Source organism: Cupriavidus sp. 2SB, assembly GCF_005503625.1.
GTDB lineage: Bacteria > Pseudomonadota > Gammaproteobacteria > Burkholderiales > Burkholderiaceae > Cupriavidus.
The window spans coordinates 94,687-115,836 of sequence record NZ_SCMX01000012.1 but is presented as its reverse complement, the minus strand read 5'-3'; the positions used below and the strand labels follow the sequence as shown (position 1 = coordinate 115,836).

The window sequence follows — 21,150 nt, the reverse complement described above, 5'->3', positions numbered from 1 at the left end:
TTCGCGACCAGCAAACGCTTGCCCAGCAAGGGATGGCGCGTAACTGACCGAAATTGCCAGGCGAGTTGACAGATTTACTGGCGCAACGGTGACAAATTTGGTACGGTCTACGAGTACGCCGACGGATGGCGACTGGTATCTGCGCTCGACCGTGGCGGAGGTGGCTCCCAGCGACAGCGCCTCGTCCCAGCCGCCATCGGATACCACGCAGACAGTCTCTGCCGTCCAGCCGCTTTACCAACCCGGTGTGCCCGCCTACGAAGCCTACGCGCAGAGCCTGCAGGCCATCACGCGCTTGCCCACGCTTCAGCAGCGCGTGGGCAGCCGTCAGTGGAGCGAAGGCGGCCTCGCAGGCGGTACGGGTGCATGGGCACGTACCGAAGGCGAGTTGCGTGGCTCATCGTCGAAGCATTCCACCAGCGGCACGGCGGTGGACACCGACGTCTGGCGGGTGCAGGCGGGGGCTGACCACGCGCTGTGGCAGGCGCGCGATGGGGGTGCGCTGGTGGCCGGCCTGGCCGCCACCTACGTCCGGGGCAACGCGCGGGCACGCTCCCCCAGCGGCGATGGCCGCGTCAATACGGACGGATACGGCCTGGGCGGCACGATGACCTGGTATGGCGCGAATGGCGTGTATGCCGATGCGCAGGCACAGTTCACGTGGTATCGCAGTGACCTGAATTCCGATCTGGCTGGCCGCATGGCCAGTGGCAATCACGGCGACGGTAAGGCGTTCAGCCTGGAACTGGGCAAGCGCACCGAAATCGGCAACGCGCTGACGTTGACGCCGCAGGCGCAACTGATGTGGTCGCAGACCAGCTTCGACGATTTCACGGACCGCTTTGGCGCCAGGGTGTCCTCGCAGAACGGCAAGAGCCTGCTGGGTCGCGCCGGAATTTCCATCGATCACAAGGACCGCTGGCAGGAGACGTCCACGCAATCGCGCAGCCGGAACGTGTACGGAATCTTCAACCTGAACTACGAGTTCCTCGATGCCGCCCGCGTCAATGTGGCCGACGTTGCCTTCCTGCGGCGCGACAACCGCCTTTGGACGGGGGCAGGCGTGGGCGGCAGCTATGCCTGGAACAACGACCGAACCATGGTCTATGCCGAAGCATCGGTCAACACGCCACTGCGCAACTTCGGCGATAGCTACAGCGTGCAGTTGATGGCTGGATTGCGCGCCAGGTTCTGAGGCGGGAGCTACGCGCTGCGCGGGCCATCCATGATGAGCAACTCAAATACCGCTTCCAGTCTTGCTGCCAACTGACTGGAGTCGGCCTGCGTCAACGCGGCCAGTTCGACTATTTGCCGCATGACCTGGAAGCCGGCAATGACGGACAAGAACATCGCGGCCCGTTGCCCCGCGTCTTTGCCCGGCAGCAGCAAGGCGAGCGGTTTGGCGAAATGCGTTTCGAATTTCCTGCGCAGGATGTCCGTGGCCTGCTTGTTGTTCGCGGATCGCAGCATGATCAGGAATCCATCCATCGGCGTCAGGGCTGGCGCCGTCTTCGCCACCAGGGCGGCAGCAGCCTCGCGGCATAGCGTCGATACATCGGGCGCGCGCTCCATGACATCCCCCGTGAGAATGCCCGGCGTCGACAGGACCACGTCCACCACTTCCTCGAACAGTTCCTCCTTCGATCCGAAATAGCGATTGACCAGCATCGCGGTCACCCCCGCTTTCTCCGCGATATCTCGTACGCCAATGTCATAGCCCGATTCCGTGAACGCCTGGCGCGCTGACGTGAGAATGGCCTGACGCGTGGCAGCCCCTTTCTTGCCGAGTGTCTTCATAAATCAAACAGTCGTAGATTTTTTGATTTGTGAAGTATACACTCGTAGAGGTTTGGTGTCATCGAGGAATCATCCACATGGATCTTCAACTGAAAGGAAAGCGCGCCCTGGTCACCGGATCGACTGCCGGACTGGGCGAGGCGATTGCGAAGTTTCTGGCGGCGGAGGGCGCGACCGTGATCGTCAATGGCCGCAGCAACGATCGTGCAAAGGCCGTTGCGGCAGACATTGCGGAGGCGGGTGGTCTGGTTGAAATCGCCTTGGGCGACCTGGCGACAGATGCTGGCGCCGACGCCGTGGCCGCCACGGCGCAAGAGGGCGGTCATGTCGACATCCTGGTCAACAACGCGGGCTACTACCATCATCTGAACTGGAAGACGGCCTCGCCCGACAAGTGGATCGAGACCTATGACGTCAACGTCTTGTCCGCCGTGCGCATGATTCAGCGACTGGTGCCTGCCATGCGCGAAGCCCGATGGGGCCGCGTGATCCAGATCGGCGGAGGACTCGCCGGGCAGCCGATCCCGATGCAGCCCGACTACAACGCTTCGCTCGCTGCGCGACACAACCTGGCCGTTTCGCTGGCGCGCGATCTCAAGGACTCCGGCGTGACATCGAACATCGTGGCGCCCGGCGCGATTCTGGTGCCAGCGGTCCGGGAGCTGCTGGAGACAATCGCGCCGCAGCACGGATGGGGCGATACATGGGAGGACATCGAGCGTGGCTGTGTGCGTGACATGGTCCCGAACGACATCGGCCGTCTGGGCCGTCCCGACGAGATCGCGGCAGCAGTCGCCTATCTGGCCAGCCCCTATGCCGACTACATGAGCGGCGCCACGATCCGCGTCGACGGCGGCACGATCCGCTCCGTGTTCTGACGCATGGCACGCTACGCGTGAGCCAGGATATTGACCAGCTTTCCGAATGGATCGCGGACGAAGAACCGGCGCACGCCCCATGGTTCGTCGGCTGGGCCATATTCAGTCGGAAAGCCTGCATCGCTCATGCGCCGGTGCGCCTCGTCTACATCATCCACTTCGATCGACAGGTCCGGCACGGGCGTCCCGGACCCGCCCTCCGATGCAAAGCTGACTTGAACGGTCATTTCTGATGGCGAGCCGTAGGTGCGAATCCACCCATGGTCCATCAATAGTTCAAGGCCAAGGACATCCTGGTAGAAGGCGCGAGCCCGCGTCAGGTCAACGGCTTTCACATTGGCAACGACACGTTTGACTTTCAATTTCTACTCCTTCGCTGGATGGCCTTGTTGGATCTCATGTTGATTCTCAGGGACTTCACAAGAATGTCATAAAAAAGTCACAATACCGGACTGATCCACGCCGCACAGAGCGTGGCCGTATCTGGAGAGAGAAGATGACAAAGTCCGTTGCCCGCCGTGTTTCCCGTGGATTTGTGCATACCCTGGCAGCCCTGGCCCTGACTCCGCTGGCGTTCGCCACAGGAGCCGCGCATGGGGCCTGGCCCGAGAAGCCGATCCGGCTGGTGGTGGGCTTTCCGCCAGGCGGTCCGGTGGATACGCACGCGCGCATCCTTTCAGAGAAACTGCAGCCCATTCTCGGCCAGTCGATCGTGCTTGACTACAAGGCTGGCGCCGCCGGCAGTATCGGATCGGACAATGTGGCCAAGTCCGCGCCCGATGGCTATACGTTGCTGATTGCCAATACCGGCCAGATGGCAATCAACAATTCGCTCTATCCCAAGCTGCCGTATGGCATGCCGAAGGACTTTGCCCCGGTGGCACGTACCGCGCTGATTCCACTGGTGATGGTCGTCAACAATAACGTGCCCGCGAAGAACCTGAAGGAATTCATCGCTTATGCCAAGGCGAATCCGGGCAAGCTGAACTTTGCATCGGGCGGCAACGGCGGCATTTCGCACCTGATGCCGGAAATGTTCAAGCAGGCGTCGGGCACGTTCATCGTTCACATTCCCTACAAGGGTAGCGCCCCGGCGCTGACGGACGTGATGGGCGGCCAGGCGCAGATGATGGCCGACTCCATTCCGCTATTCACCCAATACATCAAGGGCGGCAAGGTGCGCGCGCTGGCGGTGACGTCGGCCAAACGATCGCCGGCACTGCCCGATGTGCCGACGATGGAAGAATCCGGCCTCAAGGGCTTCGAGGTAGTGGGCTTCTACGGCGTGCTGGCACCGGCAGGCACGCCGAAGGACATCGTCGACAAGCTGTCGGGTGCGCTGCGTACCGTGCTGGCGGACCCGGATACGAAAGCCAAGTTCGAGGCCCAGGGCGCCGAACCTGCGTGGCAGTCGCCGGAAGCCTTTGCGGCGACCATCGTCAACGAACAGAAGCGCTGGGGGCAGGCCGTGAAGGTGTCGGGGGCCAAGATCGATTGAGGTAGATGACGCGAGACGTTCAGTCGTCTTGCCGATGTACGGCCTGACCGCCTTCTTGCAGGGAGTCAGGCCGAGGCTGATTAGCCTAAATCATCCCCAAACCTGTGTTTGCTAGTTCGCCGACACCGCCAACCCTGCTTCGGAAGGGGACGCTGAAGAAAGTACAAAATGCGTGCGGCCCAGGAATTGCCCTCATTAGAAACATATATCGGCGTCATGACGGGATATCTTTAGATCGAGGGACGTCATAAGGCTTTGAGGCACGGGTCTATGCCTGCCTGTGGCGATTAATGCTTGAAAGCGCTCGCAAATAGAGTGTGCCCGCTCAGGCTCGGCACGCGTTGCGCTTTTCATACGAATTCCGTCGGTTGGAGGTGACGGCATTTTATGCAGTGGTGCGATTTGCTATCTTCACCGGCATGTCATTCACAGACACCTGCGCGATCTGTCGCAGGACATCACGGTAGCCGATCGATGAAGATGCGAATTTTAATACTCGCCCTGCTGGCACTGGCGGGTTGTGCCCCGATGGTCCAGACCGCCCCGGTGCAACTCAAACCGCTCGCCGATGGCGCATCCGTGCGAGCCGTCCGCTTTGAAAGCAACGCGGAAGTTCGTCTCGATACCGGCTACACGCGCACCCTTGCGCAGAGCTCGGTCTGGAAACCGGCCGGGCGCTTGGCGCAGGGAACCGTGTATCGGCCCGCAGACACAGTGTTCACGATCGAAGGCCGGCAGGTCCACGAGGCGTATCTCGTCATTCAGGACAAACGGCTTGTCGGCTTCTACCTTCCGGGTGAGCAGAGCTACTCACCCCTTTCCACTGCAGTTCCCATTACAACAGGAGAAATACAATGAAACGGGTCGCACGCATGATGTTTGCCGCAGTAGCCATTACGTCGCTGCTGGCTGGCTGTGCCTCTGGAGTCAAGCATAGCGAGATGGCTGCATCGATGCCGACGGTGAAGGCGGGAGAAGGGCGCGTCTACTTCATGCGCTCCGCATCGATGTTCGGCGCTGCCATTCAGCCCGAAATCCGTCTGAACAACGAAGTTGTTGGCGAATCCAAGCCAGGTGGCTTTTTCTTCGTCGATCGTCCGGCTGGCAAGTATGTTGCCGCGGCTGCCACGGAAACCGAGAAGACGCTCAGCTTCGTGCTTGATGCCGGCGAAACGAAATACGTGCGTAGCTCGCCGTCGATGGGCCTGATGGTGGGCCGTGTCGTGCTCGAACTCGAGACGCCCGAAAAAGCGAAGGAAGAACTGTCTTCGCTGAGCTATACCGGTATGCCGGTCAAGACCGCAGCCAAGTAAGTTACAGGCGCGGGTTTCGGGAGCGGGGCTTGGTGGCTTTCCTCCCGATCCAGCATCCACGAGGACTCGTACACGTCCTATAGCAATGTCGGCTGCCTAACGCGATCGTCGTATCAGACTGACATGGTCCCGGAGCCAACGAGTTCAACGTCCTTCAACATGGCTTGCTTCTACCTTTCGCAGCAACGCACCTAAAGCCGCTACCAACAGATTCGGTCTTTTCCACATCTTGCATGTCTGGCTGTGCTTGCGGCGTGGATCTTGCCCTTAAAACGCCAGGCTCACGGCAGCGATGACCACTTGGTCCTGGGATGCCGGGTTGAACCAATAGACGCTGCCTGTGACTTTGCCGAACGTGAGTTGCAGCAATCCGCCGCGCTGGAATTCGCGATCTCCTCCATAGATTCGCGTGCGCTGTGCAACGAGCCCTAAGCGCAGCCACGGCAAGGGGCGGTATCCGAGTTCGCTCCAGGCATAGGTGTAGGGCGTGGTGGAGCCTGTGCCGGGCAGATACTCGGCTTCGATGTAGTAATCGAATTTGCTGATCGCCAGGCTTGCTTCCGCGCCGACGATGGGGCCGTGCGCGCTGCCTGCGACAAAGCCGACGATGGGAGTGATTTTGTACTGCACGGTCTCGCCACCGGAAAACGACCAGCCGATAAAGGCGGATTGGGCATGTATCGCTTCGTAGTTGACGCGTGCCTCCAGATGAAGCGAACCATGATCGGCAGTGAAGATGCCCGAGCCGTAGCTACCCTCATGTCGTGGCATGTTCCAGAAGCCAGTGGCCAAGAAGCTCCAGGCCGGCGGTGGCGCGCTGGCATCCGCCTGGGCCACGTCGATTTCCTGGGCGTATGCGCACTGGAAAACCAGGCCAATTCCAGCGCCTGCCAACAATGCACGCACGTCATCCCCCTAATGCGATGACCGCCGCAGTCAGGGCAACACCGAGCGCCATCATGCCGAGGCCGGCACGCCACGGGCTGATGCCGCCGTAATGTCCCAATGCCGCGCCACTCGCGAAGAGCATGATCAGGGTCAGAACCCGGGAAACGACGAGGGCCGTTGTGACGTCGTCCCAAATGACAAAGGGTAATGCGACGGGGAAGGTCGCCAGCACGACGATACAGAAGATCCGAAAGGCTGCCAGCAAGTCGCCACTCCGCAACCTGGGACGCGCGGGCACTGCCGCGCCGTTGAGGAACCGCCGCCGCAACGGTTCGAGATCCTCATCAGAAACATGGGCATTCATGGCTGGCGGCAGTGCGTCTCGAATCGCATCGATGCCGGATGCAGGATCGTCGCGTCTGGTAATGACGACGAGCTTCTGCAGCATGCCGCGTCCTGCCAGCGTCCGCACCAGGTACATGATGGCATCGACCAGTCCCCAGGCGAGGTTGCAACCTATGGCTGTGCTCAACATGGTGCGGCCGGCATCGGGGCCGGCGGTAGCGGAGGAAACTGCGCCGACGAATGTCAGCGCCATGAAGAGCCCGAAGCACGTCTCGGATACGCGATCGACGATATCGAGAGTCGGCCCTCGCTTTTCAGCGGACTCCTCTTGCGACGAATTGACAGACGACATGCAAGTTCTCCCTCTCTGCCTGCAGAATCGCCGTCACAATTGACGTGTTTCTGGAAAGTAGACCCAAGCATGTCAGTCATCTATTGGACCAATGGCCTATTCTGTAAATGAGTCGCCGCCAGTGCCGCCATTCTCATAAGAACGCGTTTAATAAATTTCGGCCGGCAGGACTCCAACCGAATGGTGCATGTGATGCAATCTGCGCGCGCGTGGCTTGGGACCGGCCTTCTCTCGGTGGCTTTGTGGTTATCGGGCGCGCTTGTCGGAACGGTATGGTGCGCGCCTCCCTCCGCACCTGCGTCAGCACCGCCTGCAGCAGACCCTGCCAGGAAACTGGACCTCACGGTGAAGCCCTGGCGCGGCGACTTCGACGCGATGCTGGAACGACGCGTGATTCGGGTGCTCGTGCCATTCAGCCGCACGTTGTACTTCAATGACCGGGGGCAGGAGCGCGGCCTGACTGCGGATTTCGTGCGCGACTTCGAGCGGTACATCAACAAGACATACGCGAGCAGGCTAGACAAGCGTCCCGTGACCGTGGTGATGATCCCGACGACGCGTGACCGCTTGCTACCGGCCCTCAACGATGGCCTCGGCGATATCGCCGCCGGTAATCTGACGGTCACCGATGAGCGACTGAAACAGGTCGACTTCGTGACCGCCAGCGCGCGGAAGCCCTCCCGGGAGCTGGTCCTGACGGGGCCAAAGTCACCGGCACTCTCAAACCTCGACGATCTGAGCGGGAAGACGGTGCACGTTCGCCGCTACAGCAGCTATTACGAGAGCCTGAACGCGCTCAATGGCCGCTTCCGCCAGGCGGCCAAGCCGCCCATGAAGATCGTGCTACTGCCAGACGCGCTGGAGGACGAGGATGCGATGGAGATGATGAATGTTGGCCTCCTGCAGATCATCGTCGTGGACGACTGGAAGGCGCGCATGTGGGCGCAGATGCTGCCGAATGTCACGGTCCACGAGAGCATTTCCGTGCGCGAAGGGGGCCATGTTGGCTGGGCCATGCGAAAGCAAAGTCCCCAGTTGCAGGCGGCTCTCAGCAACTTCTATGACAACTACATCAAGAAACAGAGCATCGCGGAGATACGTCTGAAGCAGTACATGCAGGGAATCAAGCAGATCCATAGCAACGCAGAAAGCACCGAACTCAAGCGGTTTGCGCAGACCGTGACGATATTCGAGAAATATGGCCAACAGTACAGTTTCGATCCGCTAATGCTCGCTGCGCAAGGCTTTCAGGAATCCCAACTCAAACAGGATGCCAAGAGCCGGGTTGGCGCAATCGGGATCATGCAATTGATGCCCGCAACGGGCAAGGAACTCAATGTAGGTGACATCAGGTTGGCCGAGTCAAACATCCACGCGGGCACCAAATACCTGGATCAGCTCATGACACGCTACTTTCAGGATGCGAGGTTTTCCGACGTTGACCGGCCGCTGTTCGCGTTTGCCAGCTATAACGCGGGACCCGGAAACATAGCGAAAATGCGCAGGCTCGCGACGGAGCGTGGATTGAATCCCGACGTATGGTTCAACAACGTTGAGATTGTCGTGGCGGAAAAGATTGGAACGGAGACGACAACTTACGTACGGAATATCTACAAGTACTACGTATCCTATCGGCTGCTGAAGGATGCCGAGACCCAGCGCCAACGCGCAGTCCAACAGATCAACCGTTGACTGCGGTGGTGGGAAATGTGAAAGTCGTCGGCCATGCGAGGCATCCATGGCAACGCATGGCGCGACGGTGTGTGCCGGCACGCGTCACGGCGCCGGCTTGATGTTCTGGTTCGTGCAGAACAGGTTTTGCGGGTCGTAGATGCGCTTGGCCTTGGCCAGCCGGTCGAAGTTGTGTCCATACGCGGCGTTGACGCGCGCGGTCTCGTCCTCCGTCATGAAATTCACGTAGACGCCACCCGTGGCATACGGCGCCGCCGCGTTGAAAAAGTCGCGCGCCCAGCCGATGCAGGCGGCATCCTCGTCGGTCCGGTCCCAGCGCGAATGCACATTCATCACATATCGCGCGTCGCGGTGGTGGTACGCCGTGGCATCGGGCGACACGCGGTTGGCCACCCCGCCCACCTGGCCGATGAAGATCTCGGCATTGGCCGACGGCCCGCGCGCGGCGAAGTCGGTCATCAGGTCGATGGCCGCGTCGTCGAGCCGTGCGAAGTTGTGAGATTTCCAGTAGTTGCGCGCGCCCGGCGTCAGCAGCGGATCGAATGCCTGCTGCCACGCCGCGTAGGGCACCGGGCCCACGTGCTCGCCCACGGCCTGGCCAAACGTGCGAAGTGGCGCGATGTCCTTGTCGGCGGTAGCCGCGTCGCCCGTGTGGAAGACGGCCAGCACCACCACATTGGCGCCATGCGCCGACGACGGCAGGAAAGGCAGCGGGTGCACGGCGCAATACCACCCAGACGTTCATGTTGTCGGGCATCGCCGTTTCCGTAAAGGCACGGTACTGGCGCAGTACCGACTTGCCTTCCACCGCCGGGAACACGATCAGCCCGGCCGTGACCATCGGGCCCACCTGATGCAACCGGAACTGGAACAGCGTCACCACGCCAAAATTGCCGCCACCACCGCGCACCGCCCAGAACAGCTCCGGCTCGTGCGTGGTATCGGCCCAATGGCGCTGGCCGTCGGCCGTGACCACTTCGCAGCCCAGCAGGTTGTCGACGGTCATGCCGTACTGCCGCGTGAGCCAGCCAAACCCACCGCCCAGCGTCAGTCCGGCCACGCCCGTGGTGGAATTGATGCCGAGCGGCGTGGCCAGGCCCAATGCCTGCGCCTCGTGGTCGAAATCGCCCAGCGTGGCGCCCGGGCTGACCCAGGCCACACGGTCCCGGGGATCGATATGGACGCTGCGCAGCTGCGACAGGTCCACCACCAGCCCGTCGTTGCAGATGGCGCTGCCGGCGATGTTGTGCCCGCCGCCGCGCACGGCAATCGACAAGCCATGATCGCGCGCGAAATTGACGGCCTGCATGACGTCCGCCGTACCGGTGCACTGCACAATGACCGCCGGCCGGCGGTCGACGGTGGCATTCCAGACGGTACGCGCGATGTCGTATCCAGGGTCGTTCGGCAACAGCACCTTGCCGCGCACGGCGTGGCGCAGCATGTCGACATGATCGGCGGCTAGCGTGGGCATGATGGGCTCCCCAATTCTGTATCGAAGATCGCTGACAGTAGAGAGACTCATGCAAGGCACGCGCCAGCGTCCACCAAGCCGCCCCGGCGCGAAGGTCGGCGCGATGTTGTACCTGCTGAGGGAGTGGGGGCCGACGCAATCGGTTGCATCGGTGAGGCGGCGCACGCGAGACTTGGCGCCGCCGGCGAGCCTGGCCTTTCACCCACAAACCGTGCGATTTCGACTTATATAGCTTTCGATCGATTTACGTGGGGACACGTCACCAAAAGCGTACACTGCGTGCCTCCAGCAATACCAACCCAAAACACCAAGCCAAAGAACATGAAGAGAGCAGGGCGGATCAAATCCTGGCATGCCGACAGGGGCTATGGCTTCATCGACATCCACGCGGATCTCAAGGACGTGTTCTTTCATGTGACTGCGCTGCGCACGCGCGCTGTTCAGCCGAAGGTGGGCGACCGCGTGAGCTTCGAACTTGCCAAAGGCAAGGATGGTCGAATGCAGGCGTTAAACGTCGCCATCGCGGGCGCCCCAAAGTCAGGCAGTGGCGCCGGGGCGAACTGGATACCGGCGCTAGTCGGAGTAATGGCGTTGGTCGCAATCGTCCTGGGAGCACTGGGCGGCTATCTTCCTCGATTCGTCGGCATTGTCAGCGTGGCGGCCAGTGTCATCGCCTTCATCGCGTACGCTGACGACAAGGCCCGGGCAAATCGGAAGGCCTGGCGTATTCCGGAGGCCAATCTGCATCTCGTTGCACTATGCGGAGGATGGCCAGGCGCGCTGGCTGCGCAACACCTGCTTCGGCATAAGAATCGGAAGCAGGCATTTCAGATGGTCTTCTGGGCGACAGTGGTCCTGAACATTGGCGCGCTCGTGCTGTGGAAAACAGTTGTTGATTTCACGACGGCCTAGCGTGTCTCACGGCGTTAGGTCTTGCCAGAGGACATTCTGATCTGGCTGGAAGCGGACATTCTGGTTTGGCCCTTACAACAGAATGTCTAGGCTTTGCTCAAATGTCGTAGGGCTGGCTATTTTCAGATGTCGGCACGGGCGTGCGGTTTGTGGCGGAGCCATGTCTTTGAAGGGTCTCCGGTAAGGCGGTGGTGCTGGCCGGTAGCGGTCGAGTCCGGATGCAGGGTGGGGCGCATGCAGATTGGCCGCGGCAACTGCCGTCGAGGGATAGCTGGTAGCTACCAGTTACTGGCGGGGAGACCGGCCGCCGAAGTTGTCCGACGCTGTGACCGTCGCAGAACGACCCAACACGGACTATCGGCGGGCTAAATTAAAGGTCCGTTCATTGTTCGTAAACGGTCGCGCGAGAGACGGAAGCGTGGAAATTTTTCGAATTACCCCAGGCTTTTAAAGCGTCACGTAGCCCGGTGTGTCAGAACACATGCTTCAATCCCACCATCGTCCCGAACTGGTTGCCCCCGGGCGTCGGGGATGTGTTGGTGTTGTCGCCGCTGCTTACCGACAACGCCAGATCGCCACGGTTATCGATGAAACCCGCTGTCACATACGCCGACGTGCGCTTTGAGAACGAATAGGTCACGCGCACCGCTTCCAGCCATGCCTTGTTCGGGCTATGGCTGTAGCGTAGCCAATAGATCTGCGCCGCGAGGTTAAGTGCCGGCGTGAGGTCATATGCTGCGCCGACGTAATAGAGCTGGCTATGCGGCGTCGTACTGCCGTCGTTGTCGCGAATCGTTCCTCCTATGCCCACCTTGACGTTGTTCATCAGCGAATATGCGCCGAAGATAAGCCGGTTGTCCTTGAGCCCGCTGCTCGTGAGCCCACCGGTGGCGTCCGCGCCGCCGCGCAACGACTCGTAGGCTGTGGAAACGCCCCACGTGTTCGTGTCGTAGGCAATCATCGCCGACCATCCGCGGCAGGCTTGGTTGTCTGCAGGGTTCTCGCCCGCGCAGTTGGCGCCTGCAGGTGCACTGACAACATCACGCCCAAGACTGTAGGTACCGGCGATGGTGATGTTGCCAAACTTTCCGCGGTAGCCAATAGCATTGTCAGCGCGAGGGTTCGCCCGATAGGAATCCACCACGTTGCCGCCGTACACGTTCGAGGTCAGGATGTCGGAGTCGAGCGTCGCCCAGAACTGCATCGTGAACTGTCTGCCAAACGTGAGCTGGCCCCAGCGATCGCTGCTCAGGCCCACGTACGCCTGGCGGCCAAACAGACGTCCGCCCTGGGCAGATGTTCCGGACTCCGGTGCAAATCCGGACTCCAGTACGAACATGGACTTGATTCCTCTCCCGAGATCTTCCGTGCCGCGCATGCCCCAGCGCGAGGGCACCGTGCCCGTAAATTTGGGCATCCGTACCACGCCAGTACTTGCCGCGCCTACGTGGTTGATGTACTCGACGCCGTTATCGATCAGCCCGTAGAGCGTGACCGACGATTGTGCAGACGCGACGCTGGGCAGAACCGCCAGCGCGCCGAAAATCCATTTCGAACCTTGCATGGTCTCCTCCATTTTTATGTAATTTTTTCTGCAATCGGCTGCGTTCGGACGAACGCAGTCGTCGCGAGCACGCGACAGGGTCGTGGCGCGAATGGGGTGCTTCAGTGGTGGGATTTACGCAGGTGGAGGCGCGGCCTCGCCCCTCTAAGTCAAGAGGACCGGGTATCGGCTTGCAATGTCACGCGACGGTGCGAAATACGCCAATGACCATCGTCGCAACGACGAAAGCTGTCTTCGTAATCGGCGAGCAGCAGTTGAGGGAGCACCGTCAGGGGGAACGTGACAGGTGCCATGGCCTTTACGACGACGCCTATTGACGTCGCAGTAGCATGCTCCACATCGCTTACATCGACCACGATGTTCGAAATGATGTGTCGCGAGTAGTTTTGCGGCCGCGCCACATAGAACGCGCGCAGCGCCGCATGCCCTTTTACGGCTTGCCCATCGGGGCGCAGCCAGATCCCGTCGGGGGTAAAGGCGTCGAGAAACGCGTCAACGTCGTTACCGTCGGCCGCTTTCGCGTATCTGTGAATGGCCTTCGTGCAGCTCCACTCGGCCAGCATGATCGCCATCGTTGCATCATCCATAAGCGCTCCCTGTGTGTTCTGCAGTTAGTCGAGGCGGATGTTCCTGGCCTTGATCAATTGCGCCCACCTCACCGATTCACGCTTGATCTCGGCGGCCATGTCTTCGGGCGTCGACGTCACCGGCTCCGCATACGCGATCCGGATTTTCTCGATCAGGTCGGGGTTTCGACTGGCCTTCGTGATCTCCTGATTCAGGCGCATGACGATATCGCGTGGTGTACCAGCCGGTGCCCAGAATCCTTGAAAGCTCCCCACATCCGTGCCGGGAACCAACTCGGCGATGTTCGGCACGGTTGGTGTCGCTGGATTGCGTTTTCCATAGCCCCACACTGCGAGTGCCTGGACGCGTCCCTCGCGGATGAATGGCACGGCGTTCGCCGCAGGCTCCCAGACCATCGGCACCGAGCCGCCCACCACCTCCTGCAGCGCGCCCCCTTTGTAAGGGACGTGCACCATGTCCATGCGTTCCTGGTTAAGCACAAGCTCCATCACCAGATGCGGAAAGCCGCCGATCCCGTAGGAGGCGTAGTTGTACTTGCCAGGATGAGCGCGTACGAGTGCGGCGAGATCCGGCACGGTCTTGGCGGGAAAGTCCTTGCTCGTGACCAGATAGAGGCCATTGCGCACCGTCTGAGCAACCGGCACGAAATCCGTGTCCACGCGGAACGGTAGTTTCTTGAAGGCAAACGGGTTGCTCACGAACGAGTTCGATACGGCGTACAACAGTGTGTATCCGTCCCCCGGCGCTTTCGCTACCACGTCCTGGGCGATGTTGCCCGTGGCTCCAGGCTTGTTGTCGACGACTACTGGCTGTCCCAGTGCCTTGGAAAGCTTCTCGCAGTAGAGCCTGGCAATGACGTCAGCGGCAATTCCGGCGGGCACGCCGATCACGACCTTGACAGGTCTGGCAGGCCACACTTGTGCGAGCGCTACCGCGCTGGCACAGGCGAGGGACGCCGCCACAACGAGCTTACGAACAACAATAGCGGGTTTCATATGGTCTCCGAGCGCCGGTCGGGCCGGCTGTCTGTTTTTGATACTTGTTGTCGGGCCGCCCGCGGGTCATGGCGACCGGTTGCGGCCGATCAAATGTGTCCAGTCGCGGAAGGAACTGCACCAGCGTGCAAGAAACTGCGCAACGGCTTCGTCCGTTACGAGGCCGTCGTCCCGGAGCAGTCCTGGCCTGGCATGTATATAGGCTTCCTGATGGGCCATCACTGCCATATCCAACGCGGCAAGAATGTTTCGCAGATGCTGCTGGGCCATGCACGTTCCGAGTACACCTGGAGACGCACCGATGACCGCGCAGGGCAACCCCTTCCAGACACTGTTGTCCTTGGGTCGGGAACCGTAATCGATGGCGTTCTTAAGAACGCCAGGGATTGACCGGTTGTACTCCGGCGTGACGAAGATGAACGCGTCGGCCGCACTGCAAGCGCTTCGGAACGTCAGTACGTCAGGGTCTGCCCGCGATTCATCGTCCTCGTTGTAGTGTGGAAGGGCTCCGATTTCCACGATGGCACAGTCCATGTCCGGCGCGAGCAGGTTCATCAACGCCGTTGCAAGGCGGCGATTGATCGAGGATTCGCGCAGGCTACCGACTAGCAGCTTGACTTGAAGCCGTTCGGCCATGGCGACTATTCCTCGTCGGCCACAGCGTTACGCAGCAGGCCGACACCTTCCACTTCGACTTCGGCGATATCTCCAGGCTTCATGTACAGCGGAGGCTTGCGCGCAAGGCCGACGCCGGCCGGCGTGCCCATCAGGATGGTGTCGCCAGGCGCCAGTGACATTGCCTCGCTGACGAGCGAGATGACCGTCGCCGTGTCGAAGACCATGTCCGAAGTATTTGACGATTGCACCGTCTTTCCATTGAGTCGCGTTTCGATTCTCAGCCCGGCGCCGCCCAGGGGCACTTCATCTGCGGAAACGAACTCGGGCCCAATCGAGCCGGACCTATCGAAGTTCTTGCCTACCGTCCACTGCGGCGATTTGAATTGATAGTCGCGCACCGACCCTTCATTTGACACGGCGTAACCGGCGACATGATCAAGAGCCGACGATTTCGGGATGTGCTTGCCCGCCTTCCCGATGAATGCGACCAATTCCCCTTCGTAGTCGAACTGCTCGGAGCACCTGGGTCTGATCAATGCGTCGTCGTGCCCAACAAAGCTCGACGCGACACGAAGAAAAAGGGTGGGGTAGGCGGGTTGCTCGAAGTTGCTTTCCTTCGTGTGGTCAAGATAGTTAAGGCCCACGCAGATGATCTTCGACGGCGCGAGTATCGGAGAGAGATAGACGATCTGGTCCATGTCGACCGGCTCGCCCAACTGAGCGATGACTGCAGCCGCCTCGCGCATTGCGGAGGGGCCCAGGGCGAGTAGGGTCTGGAGACATTGGGGGACGCGAGGGGCATCGAAACCATTGAGGGCGCGCAAGCCTTCCGGAGTACGCACGGCAAGGGACGGTCGTGCATTTGTGCGTGTCTTGAAAGTGACGAATCGCATGAGCTTTCCTATTTTCTGGGCGTGAGTTTTCCCGCCCGGACACACGATCAGTGTCTCCGGGGGCGAGAATTAAATCGTGAGGAGGATTAGTGCGAGGCCGGGAAGTGGGTGTCGTGCTTCTCGCTGATTTGCGCGATATTTGCGCCAGCGAAGCCTGTTCCGGCCCGGTTGGAAATCTCGGTGAAGTAACGATCCTGTCCGCCTGGAACACTCCAGTCGAGCATTCGGGCAACTGTCGTACCGACATTCTTGAAGCTGTGCACAACACCGCGCGGCAGGTACACGATCGTGCCGGGTCCGACCGTGCGCGTGACGTCTCCCGCTGTCAGTTCATAGGTGCCTTCGACAATGAAGAAACACTCTTCCTGCATGTGATGCAGGTGGTCGGGAGGGCCCTCACCGGGCTTGTGGGATGCCATGATGACCGAGATCGTGCCGCCGGTGGCTTCGCTACTTAGCAGTACGCGCATATCAAGGCCGAACGGCTGGATGGGCGTCGCTTCATCGGGCGTCACGATGATTCCGCCCGTCATTTGTTCGGTGCTCATTGATGATCTCCTTCGGTGGCTCGCACCGGCGTACAGACAAATGAATCCATGGGAAGCATCCGGACACCCCGGTGCATCGGCACACAGGCAGGTGGGAATGCCTGCTGGAACGAGTCACCTCTTTCGAGTGCCCGTACGATGAAGCGCTCGAGAATGCGCATCGCACCGGTTTCGTAGTCGTGGAGGACCGTTAGAGCGTTTTCAAGGTGCGCGCATTGCTGCAGAGCGGTGTCCACCCATCCGTCCGGATCCTCCCAGTCGCGTGAAATCGAATTCCAGAGCACGCAGGTGTAGCCGCCTGCTTCGAGATACGTGCAGGCAGCCGGACTCAGCAAATGAGGTCCGAGGATGCCGCCGCCGCCGAAAGGCCGGAACAACTTGTCAGGATGTGCAGCGCCGCCGATCAACGATTGCGTCCTGCCGATCTCGTCGTCGCAGACGGACTCGACGGTGGACTTCCCCAGCGGCACCTCGTGCGTGAAGGTGTGATTGCCGATCCAGTGTCCTTCTTCGCGTGCCCTGTGCATCAGGGCACGATTGCTTGGCTCTTCGATGTTCTTGCCGAGCACGAAGAACGTGGATCGGATGTCGTACTTCGCGAGTACATCTAGTACCCAAGGCGTGACGGCTTCGGTCGGACCGTTGTCGAAGGTGAGCGTTATCTGGCTCATTCAGCATCCTTCGCCCGTTGTTCCATCGCCGCGGTAACCACGTTGGCGGTCTCGCGGAAATGGGCGGCCACGAGTTCGTTGACCTTGTCGACGTTGCGCTCCAACGCAGCGTCCATCAGGGCACGGTGTTCGGCGTTCACATCGCGCGGCCCCACGGGATGCGAGACGGAAAGCATGCGATATCGCTCTGACTGGTCGAACATGATCTCCCGGAAGCGCTCCAGCCAATCCGATCCGGCAGCACTCACAAGCGCGTTATGGAACCTGCGATGAAGGACAGCCCATGGAAGCATGGTGCCTTGCAACTCCGCCACGGCAACGGGCGTCGACCTCGACAGTTCGTGATAGGCCGCCAGTACGCGCGCCTCCCAGGCGGCATCCCCTCGCTCGATCGACCGGCGTAGAGACACGCATTCCATCTCGATCCGCGATTCGGTCAGGTCATGAAGGTCGGCAATGGAGACAGGCGCGACCCGAAAACCTTTCTGGTCCAGCGCAATCGCCAACCCGTCGGCGACGAGGCGGGACAACGCCTCTCGCACCGCGCTTTGACTCACACCGTAACGATCCACCAGCGATGCCACGTGCAGCCGACTCCCTGGCTCCACGCGGGCATCCAGGATTTCTCCACGAATCGATTCGAAGACGGCCAGCGTCTGACTTTTGGGGCTAAGGCTTGTAGTGGACATGGAATATTCTGTGCCAAACGATGCAATCTATTTTGGCGACAAAATATCAAAAAGTCGAGATTTGTATGACATGGGGTTTACCCGCCTACCTGCTCTTCAGGGGCGTGTCGTCAGTGTGAAGACAGGAGCCGTACTGGAAACGCTTGAAGAAACAAGGCGAATCGTGGTTGGACGACCGGAGGGCATTGCATGGGCTCACGCCCACTGAATGCCCCCTTGGCAACACTATTCACTTTTTTCGCTAGACATCCGATAGCGAAGTCGTCGAACGTTGCCACTGCCTAAAGCAATAGATTGCCGACCGTTTCAAAGGGCGAATTTTTCCAGCGATTGAGGGCAGAAATGGGCCGGGTTCCGGCCGTCCGTCACCCAACATGGCAGTGTCGCCTTCTGGCCGATCGCTGCCTTCGATCTGACCAAATGGATCATGTCAACGTTTGTTGGTGTCTTAGCAGCCAGTTTCGAGCCAGCGCGGTCGTCAGCCGGGGCTGCTCCAGAGAAGGGAAATGACCACATCCTTCCAACAGCTCGAGTTGGGCGTTCGGCATAAGCGTCGCCATCTTCTCTCCAATCTCGCTGTGGAGAAACTTATCCGCCATTCCCCATATAAGAAGGGTCGGGGCGGCGATGGAACTCAGCTTATCCCAGTGATCCCTTCGGGTAAGGGCAGCATCTGACTGACGAGCGAACACGTCCGCGCCGATGTCTCTTCCCATCTCCATAAACGCGGTACGGCAATGCGCTGCTGTATCCGGTATCGCCGCAGTGGCGAACTCTTCCAGCACCTGATCTAGATGCCCGCTTCGAAGCCGAAGGCTGGTCTGTCGAACTGCATTGAGGTCAGGGTGCGCGCCCGGATTGCAATTCATCAACCACAACCCAGCGACGCGCTCTGGGGCGCGAATGGCGGTCTCAATCGCAAGGCACCCACCATAGGCAGTGCCGGCGATGATAAATCTGCCGTTGATACTGGCCAGCAAGTGTTCTGCACTCGCGTCAAACGATGGAGCCGCTACCACCATGACTCTGCACTCTGTCAGGTCTGATAGACCAGAAACCTGCGCGGAATACATACGTTCGTCGCATGGCATGGCGGGTAAGAATATAAGGGGTAGCAATCAACGCTCCTGTATTGGCCGGAGATCCACGATTCATCCTGCACTGCGTAAGGCCGCCATCGACCCGAGGGGCGGTCGACGGAGCCCCAGTGGATAACTGAGCTGACCCGACTGCGCCGCGCCATTCATCTCACCCTGCGATTCGTAGCGCGTGAACGTTCTGAGCCAAAGCCCTCCCACAGAAGAGCCAGGAAAAGCGGGAGGGTGAAATCTCGCATGGATGGCGTCTTGTCATTGCTGCCCCGTCGAAGGGCTGGGCTGAACCGAAACTTTGTCTAGAAACTGGGCTACCTCTGGGTCGCGAATTTTGAGATCCAGCTTTCCATCCTTCGCCCCTCCGAGATACCCCCTGCACAACTGCTCGCCGGCGGCCGGGTTGTCGTCGAGGTCTTTCTTGAAGCCGCCCACGGTTCTGTCTGCAAGGGACAGCACAATGCTATCGACCTCAGGACCGACGAGCTGCCGTAGCCCACGGCTCTGCTCCGAGTCGGGCTTGGCTTCGATCGTTTTCTGGAGATCCTTGCGGTAGTGCGCGGAGCGGAGAAGATACGGGCCGTTCCGCGAATGCCAGCCCTCTAACGCCTCAGCCGCGAGCGGCGCCAAGGTTGGTTTTAGCTTCGCGCAAGTGGTGCCGGTATCTACGAGGATCTTCTCCACCGCTCTCGGTCGAATCAGGGCAGCACCGACCAACTCCCATGGTGATTCGTAATGAATGCTGTCCTGTGATGTTGTGGCACTGGCCGACGTTAGGAGAGCAAGAGAGACTGTGGCTCCGGCGATGGCTCGTTTCTTCATATTGTCAAATTTTCCGTACTGCGCGGCATGCCACATGTTGGCCGAACGCCGAAGCTAATGGAAGGCCTCAGTTGGACTGAGTGGCGGGCTCTCGAACGCGTCTGGAATGCGCGAGGCTGTCGCTTCACCGTTAGCAAGGCGGTTTGCACAGTGAGGTGCCATGCACCCAACTCGAAGCAGTCATTCAAGTGCGCATTCCGGGTGAGCGCTCATGGCCGGACTCGGCCTGTCGGATGATGGCAGTCACGGCCCGCCGGCTCTGACCGACCCTTCTGCGACGCTCGGCAATGCCTCGATCGATGGCAACCATCTGACGTGCTCCAGCCATTCGACTGCGCTTCATGTTCGGGCCGTAACAACAATGGCCGCATGGCGAACATTCTTCAAGAAGGCGACGCTGGCGTCTGCAGAAGAAGCGCAGCGGGAGACCGGGTGCGTCATCGGCGCCATCCCGCCGTTCACCTTCTCCTCCCGGATTGATTTGATCGTGGACCCGCAACTGACTGACAGCGTCAGCGAAATTGCATTCAACGCCGGTCGCCTAGACGTCGATCGTGTTGAACTCCGCGGATTGCACAGCCCAAGCTGCAACCGCTTTGCGCTTAGGACAGGTCTCCGCTGTCCCGTTCGACCGGGCCGACACGCCGCGCCGTTCTAGCCGGCGGTCGAGCGCGCTGCAAAGCGTCATTTTTCGGCAAGCGGTGTCAGTCCACTGGCCTTGATGAATTTTCCGTTGGATGGCGCTGCCAGATACTGGATGAATGCCGTGGCCTCGGCACTGTGCTTGCTGCCCTTCACGATAGCGGCAGCGTAGGGTGTGACGCGCTGAAGTTCGTCTGGCAGTTCACCGACGATGTCGATGCCATGCACGGGCTGCAATTCACTGTGTTGCTGGCATCCAAACGAGGCTTCCCCCTTGGCCAGGATCTCTCCCACCGGCGTTGCGGGGATTTGCTTGCCTTTCCTTTTTACTTCCGTCTCGATGCCAAGGCGAGAGAGCAGCTCGCCTTGAATGTATTCACCGCTCGCACTATCGGACCATGCGATGGAGGGTGCGTCGAGAAAGGCCTGACGCACGGATGCTACGGTGCGGAGATCGGGGCGGGGCTTGCCGGCGGGCACGGCACACGCAATTTTCGAATTGGCGAGAACGACTTTGCTGCCGGGTTCGAGCTTGCCGCTATCCATCAACTTGTCCAGTGCGCCACCAACCATGATGACAACGTCGATCGGTTCCTCACGTGCCAAACGTGCCGGGATCGCGTTGTCGGTCTTGCCCATGGAGGGTCCGAAGGAGAGCGTCACTGGAGCAGAGGGGTTCTCTTTGTTGTAGCGACTGGAAAGCTCCTTGGACGCCTCGGCGAATCCTCCGGACGTAACGGCGAGAAGGCCGCTTGCATGTGCGAGGCTGGGCAGGAGGAGTGCGACTCCTGTGAGCATGGCGCCGGTGATCCGGGCGGCGGTCCGGTGGTCCGGGCGCGATGTGAGGTTCTGTTTCATCTCATCTCTATGGCAAGGTTTT

General features: G+C 60.4%; 23 protein-coding genes and 1 pseudogene. 8 read left to right on the top strand and 16 right to left on the bottom strand.

Going from position 1 to position 21,150, the window contains the following annotated elements:
* Window positions 1–88 precede the first annotated feature (88 nt).
* Window positions 89–1,195: an autotransporter family protein gene (locus tag FFS21_RS08545; protein WP_171020352.1), complete on the top strand. Its 1,107-nt coding sequence runs from the start codon at window positions 89–91 to the stop codon at window positions 1,193–1,195.
* Between the two features lie 8 nt (window positions 1,196–1,203).
* On the opposite strand, the gene FFS21_RS08540 is transcribed toward FFS21_RS08545, so the two are convergent.
* A complete protein-coding gene (locus FFS21_RS08540; RefSeq protein ID WP_137924392.1) occupies window positions 1,204–1,797 on the bottom strand; it encodes a TetR/AcrR family transcriptional regulator in 594 nt (197 codons plus the stop codon).
* 77 nt (window positions 1,798–1,874) lie between these two features.
* On the opposite strand from FFS21_RS08540, the gene FFS21_RS08535 reads away from it, so the two are divergent.
* On the top strand, window positions 1,875–2,675 hold the full coding sequence (locus tag FFS21_RS08535; protein WP_137924391.1) for an SDR family NAD(P)-dependent oxidoreductase: 801 nt from the start codon (window positions 1,875–1,877) through the stop codon (window positions 2,673–2,675).
* Window positions 2,676–2,686: 11 nt separating this feature from the next.
* Here FFS21_RS08535 and FFS21_RS08530 read toward each other — a convergent pair whose 3' ends face one another.
* Complete coding sequence (locus FFS21_RS08530; protein WP_137924390.1) at window positions 2,687–3,037, bottom strand: glyoxalase superfamily protein; 351 nt, start codon at window positions 3,035–3,037, stop codon at window positions 2,687–2,689.
* Between the two features lie 134 nt (window positions 3,038–3,171).
* Between FFS21_RS08530 and FFS21_RS08525 the strand changes: the two genes are divergently transcribed.
* The 3 genes from FFS21_RS08525 (at window position 3,172) to FFS21_RS08515 (ending at window position 5,486) form a co-directional block, all read left to right on the top strand.
* Window positions 3,172–4,173 carry a Bug family tripartite tricarboxylate transporter substrate binding protein gene (locus FFS21_RS08525; protein ID WP_137924389.1) on the top strand — a complete coding sequence of 334 codons (1,002 nt, stop codon included), beginning with the start codon at window positions 3,172–3,174 and terminating at the stop codon, window positions 4,171–4,173.
* A gap of 474 nt (window positions 4,174–4,647) precedes the next feature.
* Window positions 4,648–5,031, top strand: coding sequence for a hypothetical protein (locus tag FFS21_RS08520; protein ID WP_137924388.1), 384 nt, complete (start codon window positions 4,648–4,650; stop codon window positions 5,029–5,031).
* Window positions 5,028–5,486 (top strand): DUF2846 domain-containing protein, encoded by a 459-nt coding sequence (locus FFS21_RS08515; protein WP_137924387.1) that lies wholly within the window; start codon window positions 5,028–5,030, stop codon window positions 5,484–5,486. The genes FFS21_RS08520 and FFS21_RS08515 overlap by 4 nt, the downstream gene beginning before the upstream one ends.
* Window positions 5,487–5,753: 267 nt before the next feature.
* Here the strand turns inward: FFS21_RS08515 and FFS21_RS08510 are convergent, their stop codons facing one another.
* Both FFS21_RS08510 and FFS21_RS08505 read right to left on the bottom strand, forming a co-directional pair.
* Window positions 5,754–6,392: a hypothetical protein gene (locus FFS21_RS08510; RefSeq protein WP_137924386.1), complete on the bottom strand. Its 639-nt coding sequence runs from the start codon at window positions 6,390–6,392 to the stop codon at window positions 5,754–5,756.
* Between the two features lies 1 nt (window position 6,393).
* Window positions 6,394–7,071 carry a VIT1/CCC1 transporter family protein gene (locus FFS21_RS08505; RefSeq protein ID WP_137924385.1) on the bottom strand — a complete coding sequence of 226 codons (678 nt, stop codon included), beginning with the start codon at window positions 7,069–7,071 and terminating at the stop codon, window positions 6,394–6,396.
* Window positions 7,072–7,263: 192 nt separating this feature from the next.
* On the opposite strand from FFS21_RS08505, the gene FFS21_RS08500 reads away from it, so the two are divergent.
* Window positions 7,264–8,763, top strand: a complete 1,500-nt coding sequence (locus FFS21_RS08500) for an MltF family protein (protein ID WP_137924396.1) — start codon at window positions 7,264–7,266, stop codon at window positions 8,761–8,763.
* Between the two features lie 84 nt (window positions 8,764–8,847).
* On the opposite strand, the pseudogene FFS21_RS08495 reads toward FFS21_RS08500, so the two are convergent.
* Window positions 8,848–10,237: pseudogene (locus FFS21_RS08495) on the bottom strand (FAD-binding oxidoreductase).
* Between the two features lie 321 nt (window positions 10,238–10,558).
* On the opposite strand from FFS21_RS08495, the gene FFS21_RS08490 reads away from it, so the two are divergent.
* The gene (locus FFS21_RS08490) at window positions 10,559–11,149 is read left to right on the top strand and encodes a DUF1294 domain-containing protein (RefSeq protein ID WP_137924384.1); all 591 of its coding nucleotides are present in this window, start codon (window positions 10,559–10,561) and stop codon (window positions 11,147–11,149) included.
* A 472-nt stretch (window positions 11,150–11,621) separates the two neighbouring features.
* Here FFS21_RS08490 and FFS21_RS08485 read toward each other — a convergent pair whose 3' ends face one another.
* From FFS21_RS08485 to FFS21_RS08440, 10 genes are all read right to left on the bottom strand, one after another.
* The gene (locus FFS21_RS08485) at window positions 11,622–12,713 is read right to left on the bottom strand and encodes a porin (RefSeq protein ID WP_137924383.1); all 1,092 of its coding nucleotides are present in this window, start codon (window positions 12,711–12,713) and stop codon (window positions 11,622–11,624) included.
* 149 nt (window positions 12,714–12,862) lie between these two features.
* Window positions 12,863–13,300, bottom strand: coding sequence for a nuclear transport factor 2 family protein (locus FFS21_RS08480; RefSeq protein WP_137924382.1), 438 nt, complete (start codon window positions 13,298–13,300; stop codon window positions 12,863–12,865).
* Window positions 13,301–13,324: 24 nt separating this feature from the next.
* Window positions 13,325–14,296, bottom strand: coding sequence for a Bug family tripartite tricarboxylate transporter substrate binding protein (locus FFS21_RS08475; RefSeq protein WP_137924381.1), 972 nt, complete (start codon window positions 14,294–14,296; stop codon window positions 13,325–13,327).
* A gap of 66 nt (window positions 14,297–14,362) precedes the next feature.
* A complete protein-coding gene (locus FFS21_RS08470) occupies window positions 14,363–14,932 on the bottom strand; it encodes an NADPH-dependent FMN reductase (RefSeq protein ID WP_137924380.1) in 570 nt (189 codons plus the stop codon).
* A 5-nt stretch (window positions 14,933–14,937) separates the two neighbouring features.
* Window positions 14,938–15,807, bottom strand: a complete 870-nt coding sequence (locus FFS21_RS08465; RefSeq protein ID WP_137924379.1) for a fumarylacetoacetate hydrolase family protein — start codon at window positions 15,805–15,807, stop codon at window positions 14,938–14,940.
* 86 nt (window positions 15,808–15,893) lie between these two features.
* A complete protein-coding gene (locus FFS21_RS08460) occupies window positions 15,894–16,355 on the bottom strand; it encodes a cupin domain-containing protein (RefSeq protein WP_137924378.1) in 462 nt (153 codons plus the stop codon).
* Window positions 16,352–17,026 (bottom strand): polysaccharide deacetylase family protein, encoded by a 675-nt coding sequence (locus FFS21_RS08455; protein WP_137924377.1) that lies wholly within the window; start codon window positions 17,024–17,026, stop codon window positions 16,352–16,354. Before FFS21_RS08455 ends, FFS21_RS08460 begins: the two co-directional genes overlap by 4 nt.
* A complete protein-coding gene (locus tag FFS21_RS08450; RefSeq protein ID WP_137924376.1) occupies window positions 17,023–17,715 on the bottom strand; it encodes a GntR family transcriptional regulator in 693 nt (230 codons plus the stop codon). The genes FFS21_RS08455 and FFS21_RS08450 overlap by 4 nt, the downstream gene beginning before the upstream one ends.
* 425 nt (window positions 17,716–18,140) lie before the next feature.
* On the bottom strand, window positions 18,141–18,788 hold the full coding sequence (locus tag FFS21_RS08445) for an alpha/beta fold hydrolase (RefSeq protein ID WP_249359222.1): 648 nt from the start codon (window positions 18,786–18,788) through the stop codon (window positions 18,141–18,143).
* 276 nt (window positions 18,789–19,064) lie between these two features.
* On the bottom strand, window positions 19,065–19,628 hold the full coding sequence (locus FFS21_RS08440) for a hypothetical protein (protein WP_137924374.1): 564 nt from the start codon (window positions 19,626–19,628) through the stop codon (window positions 19,065–19,067).
* A gap of 211 nt (window positions 19,629–19,839) precedes the next feature.
* On the opposite strand from FFS21_RS08440, the gene FFS21_RS08435 reads away from it, so the two are divergent.
* Window positions 19,840–20,286 carry a YbaK/EbsC family protein gene (locus FFS21_RS08435; RefSeq protein WP_171020350.1) on the top strand — a complete coding sequence of 149 codons (447 nt, stop codon included), beginning with the start codon at window positions 19,840–19,842 and terminating at the stop codon, window positions 20,284–20,286.
* Between the two features lie 26 nt (window positions 20,287–20,312).
* Here FFS21_RS08435 and FFS21_RS08430 read toward each other — a convergent pair whose 3' ends face one another.
* Window positions 20,313–21,128: a substrate-binding domain-containing protein gene (locus FFS21_RS08430; protein ID WP_212745222.1), complete on the bottom strand. Its 816-nt coding sequence runs from the start codon at window positions 21,126–21,128 to the stop codon at window positions 20,313–20,315.
* Window positions 21,129–21,150: the final 22 nt, after the last annotated feature.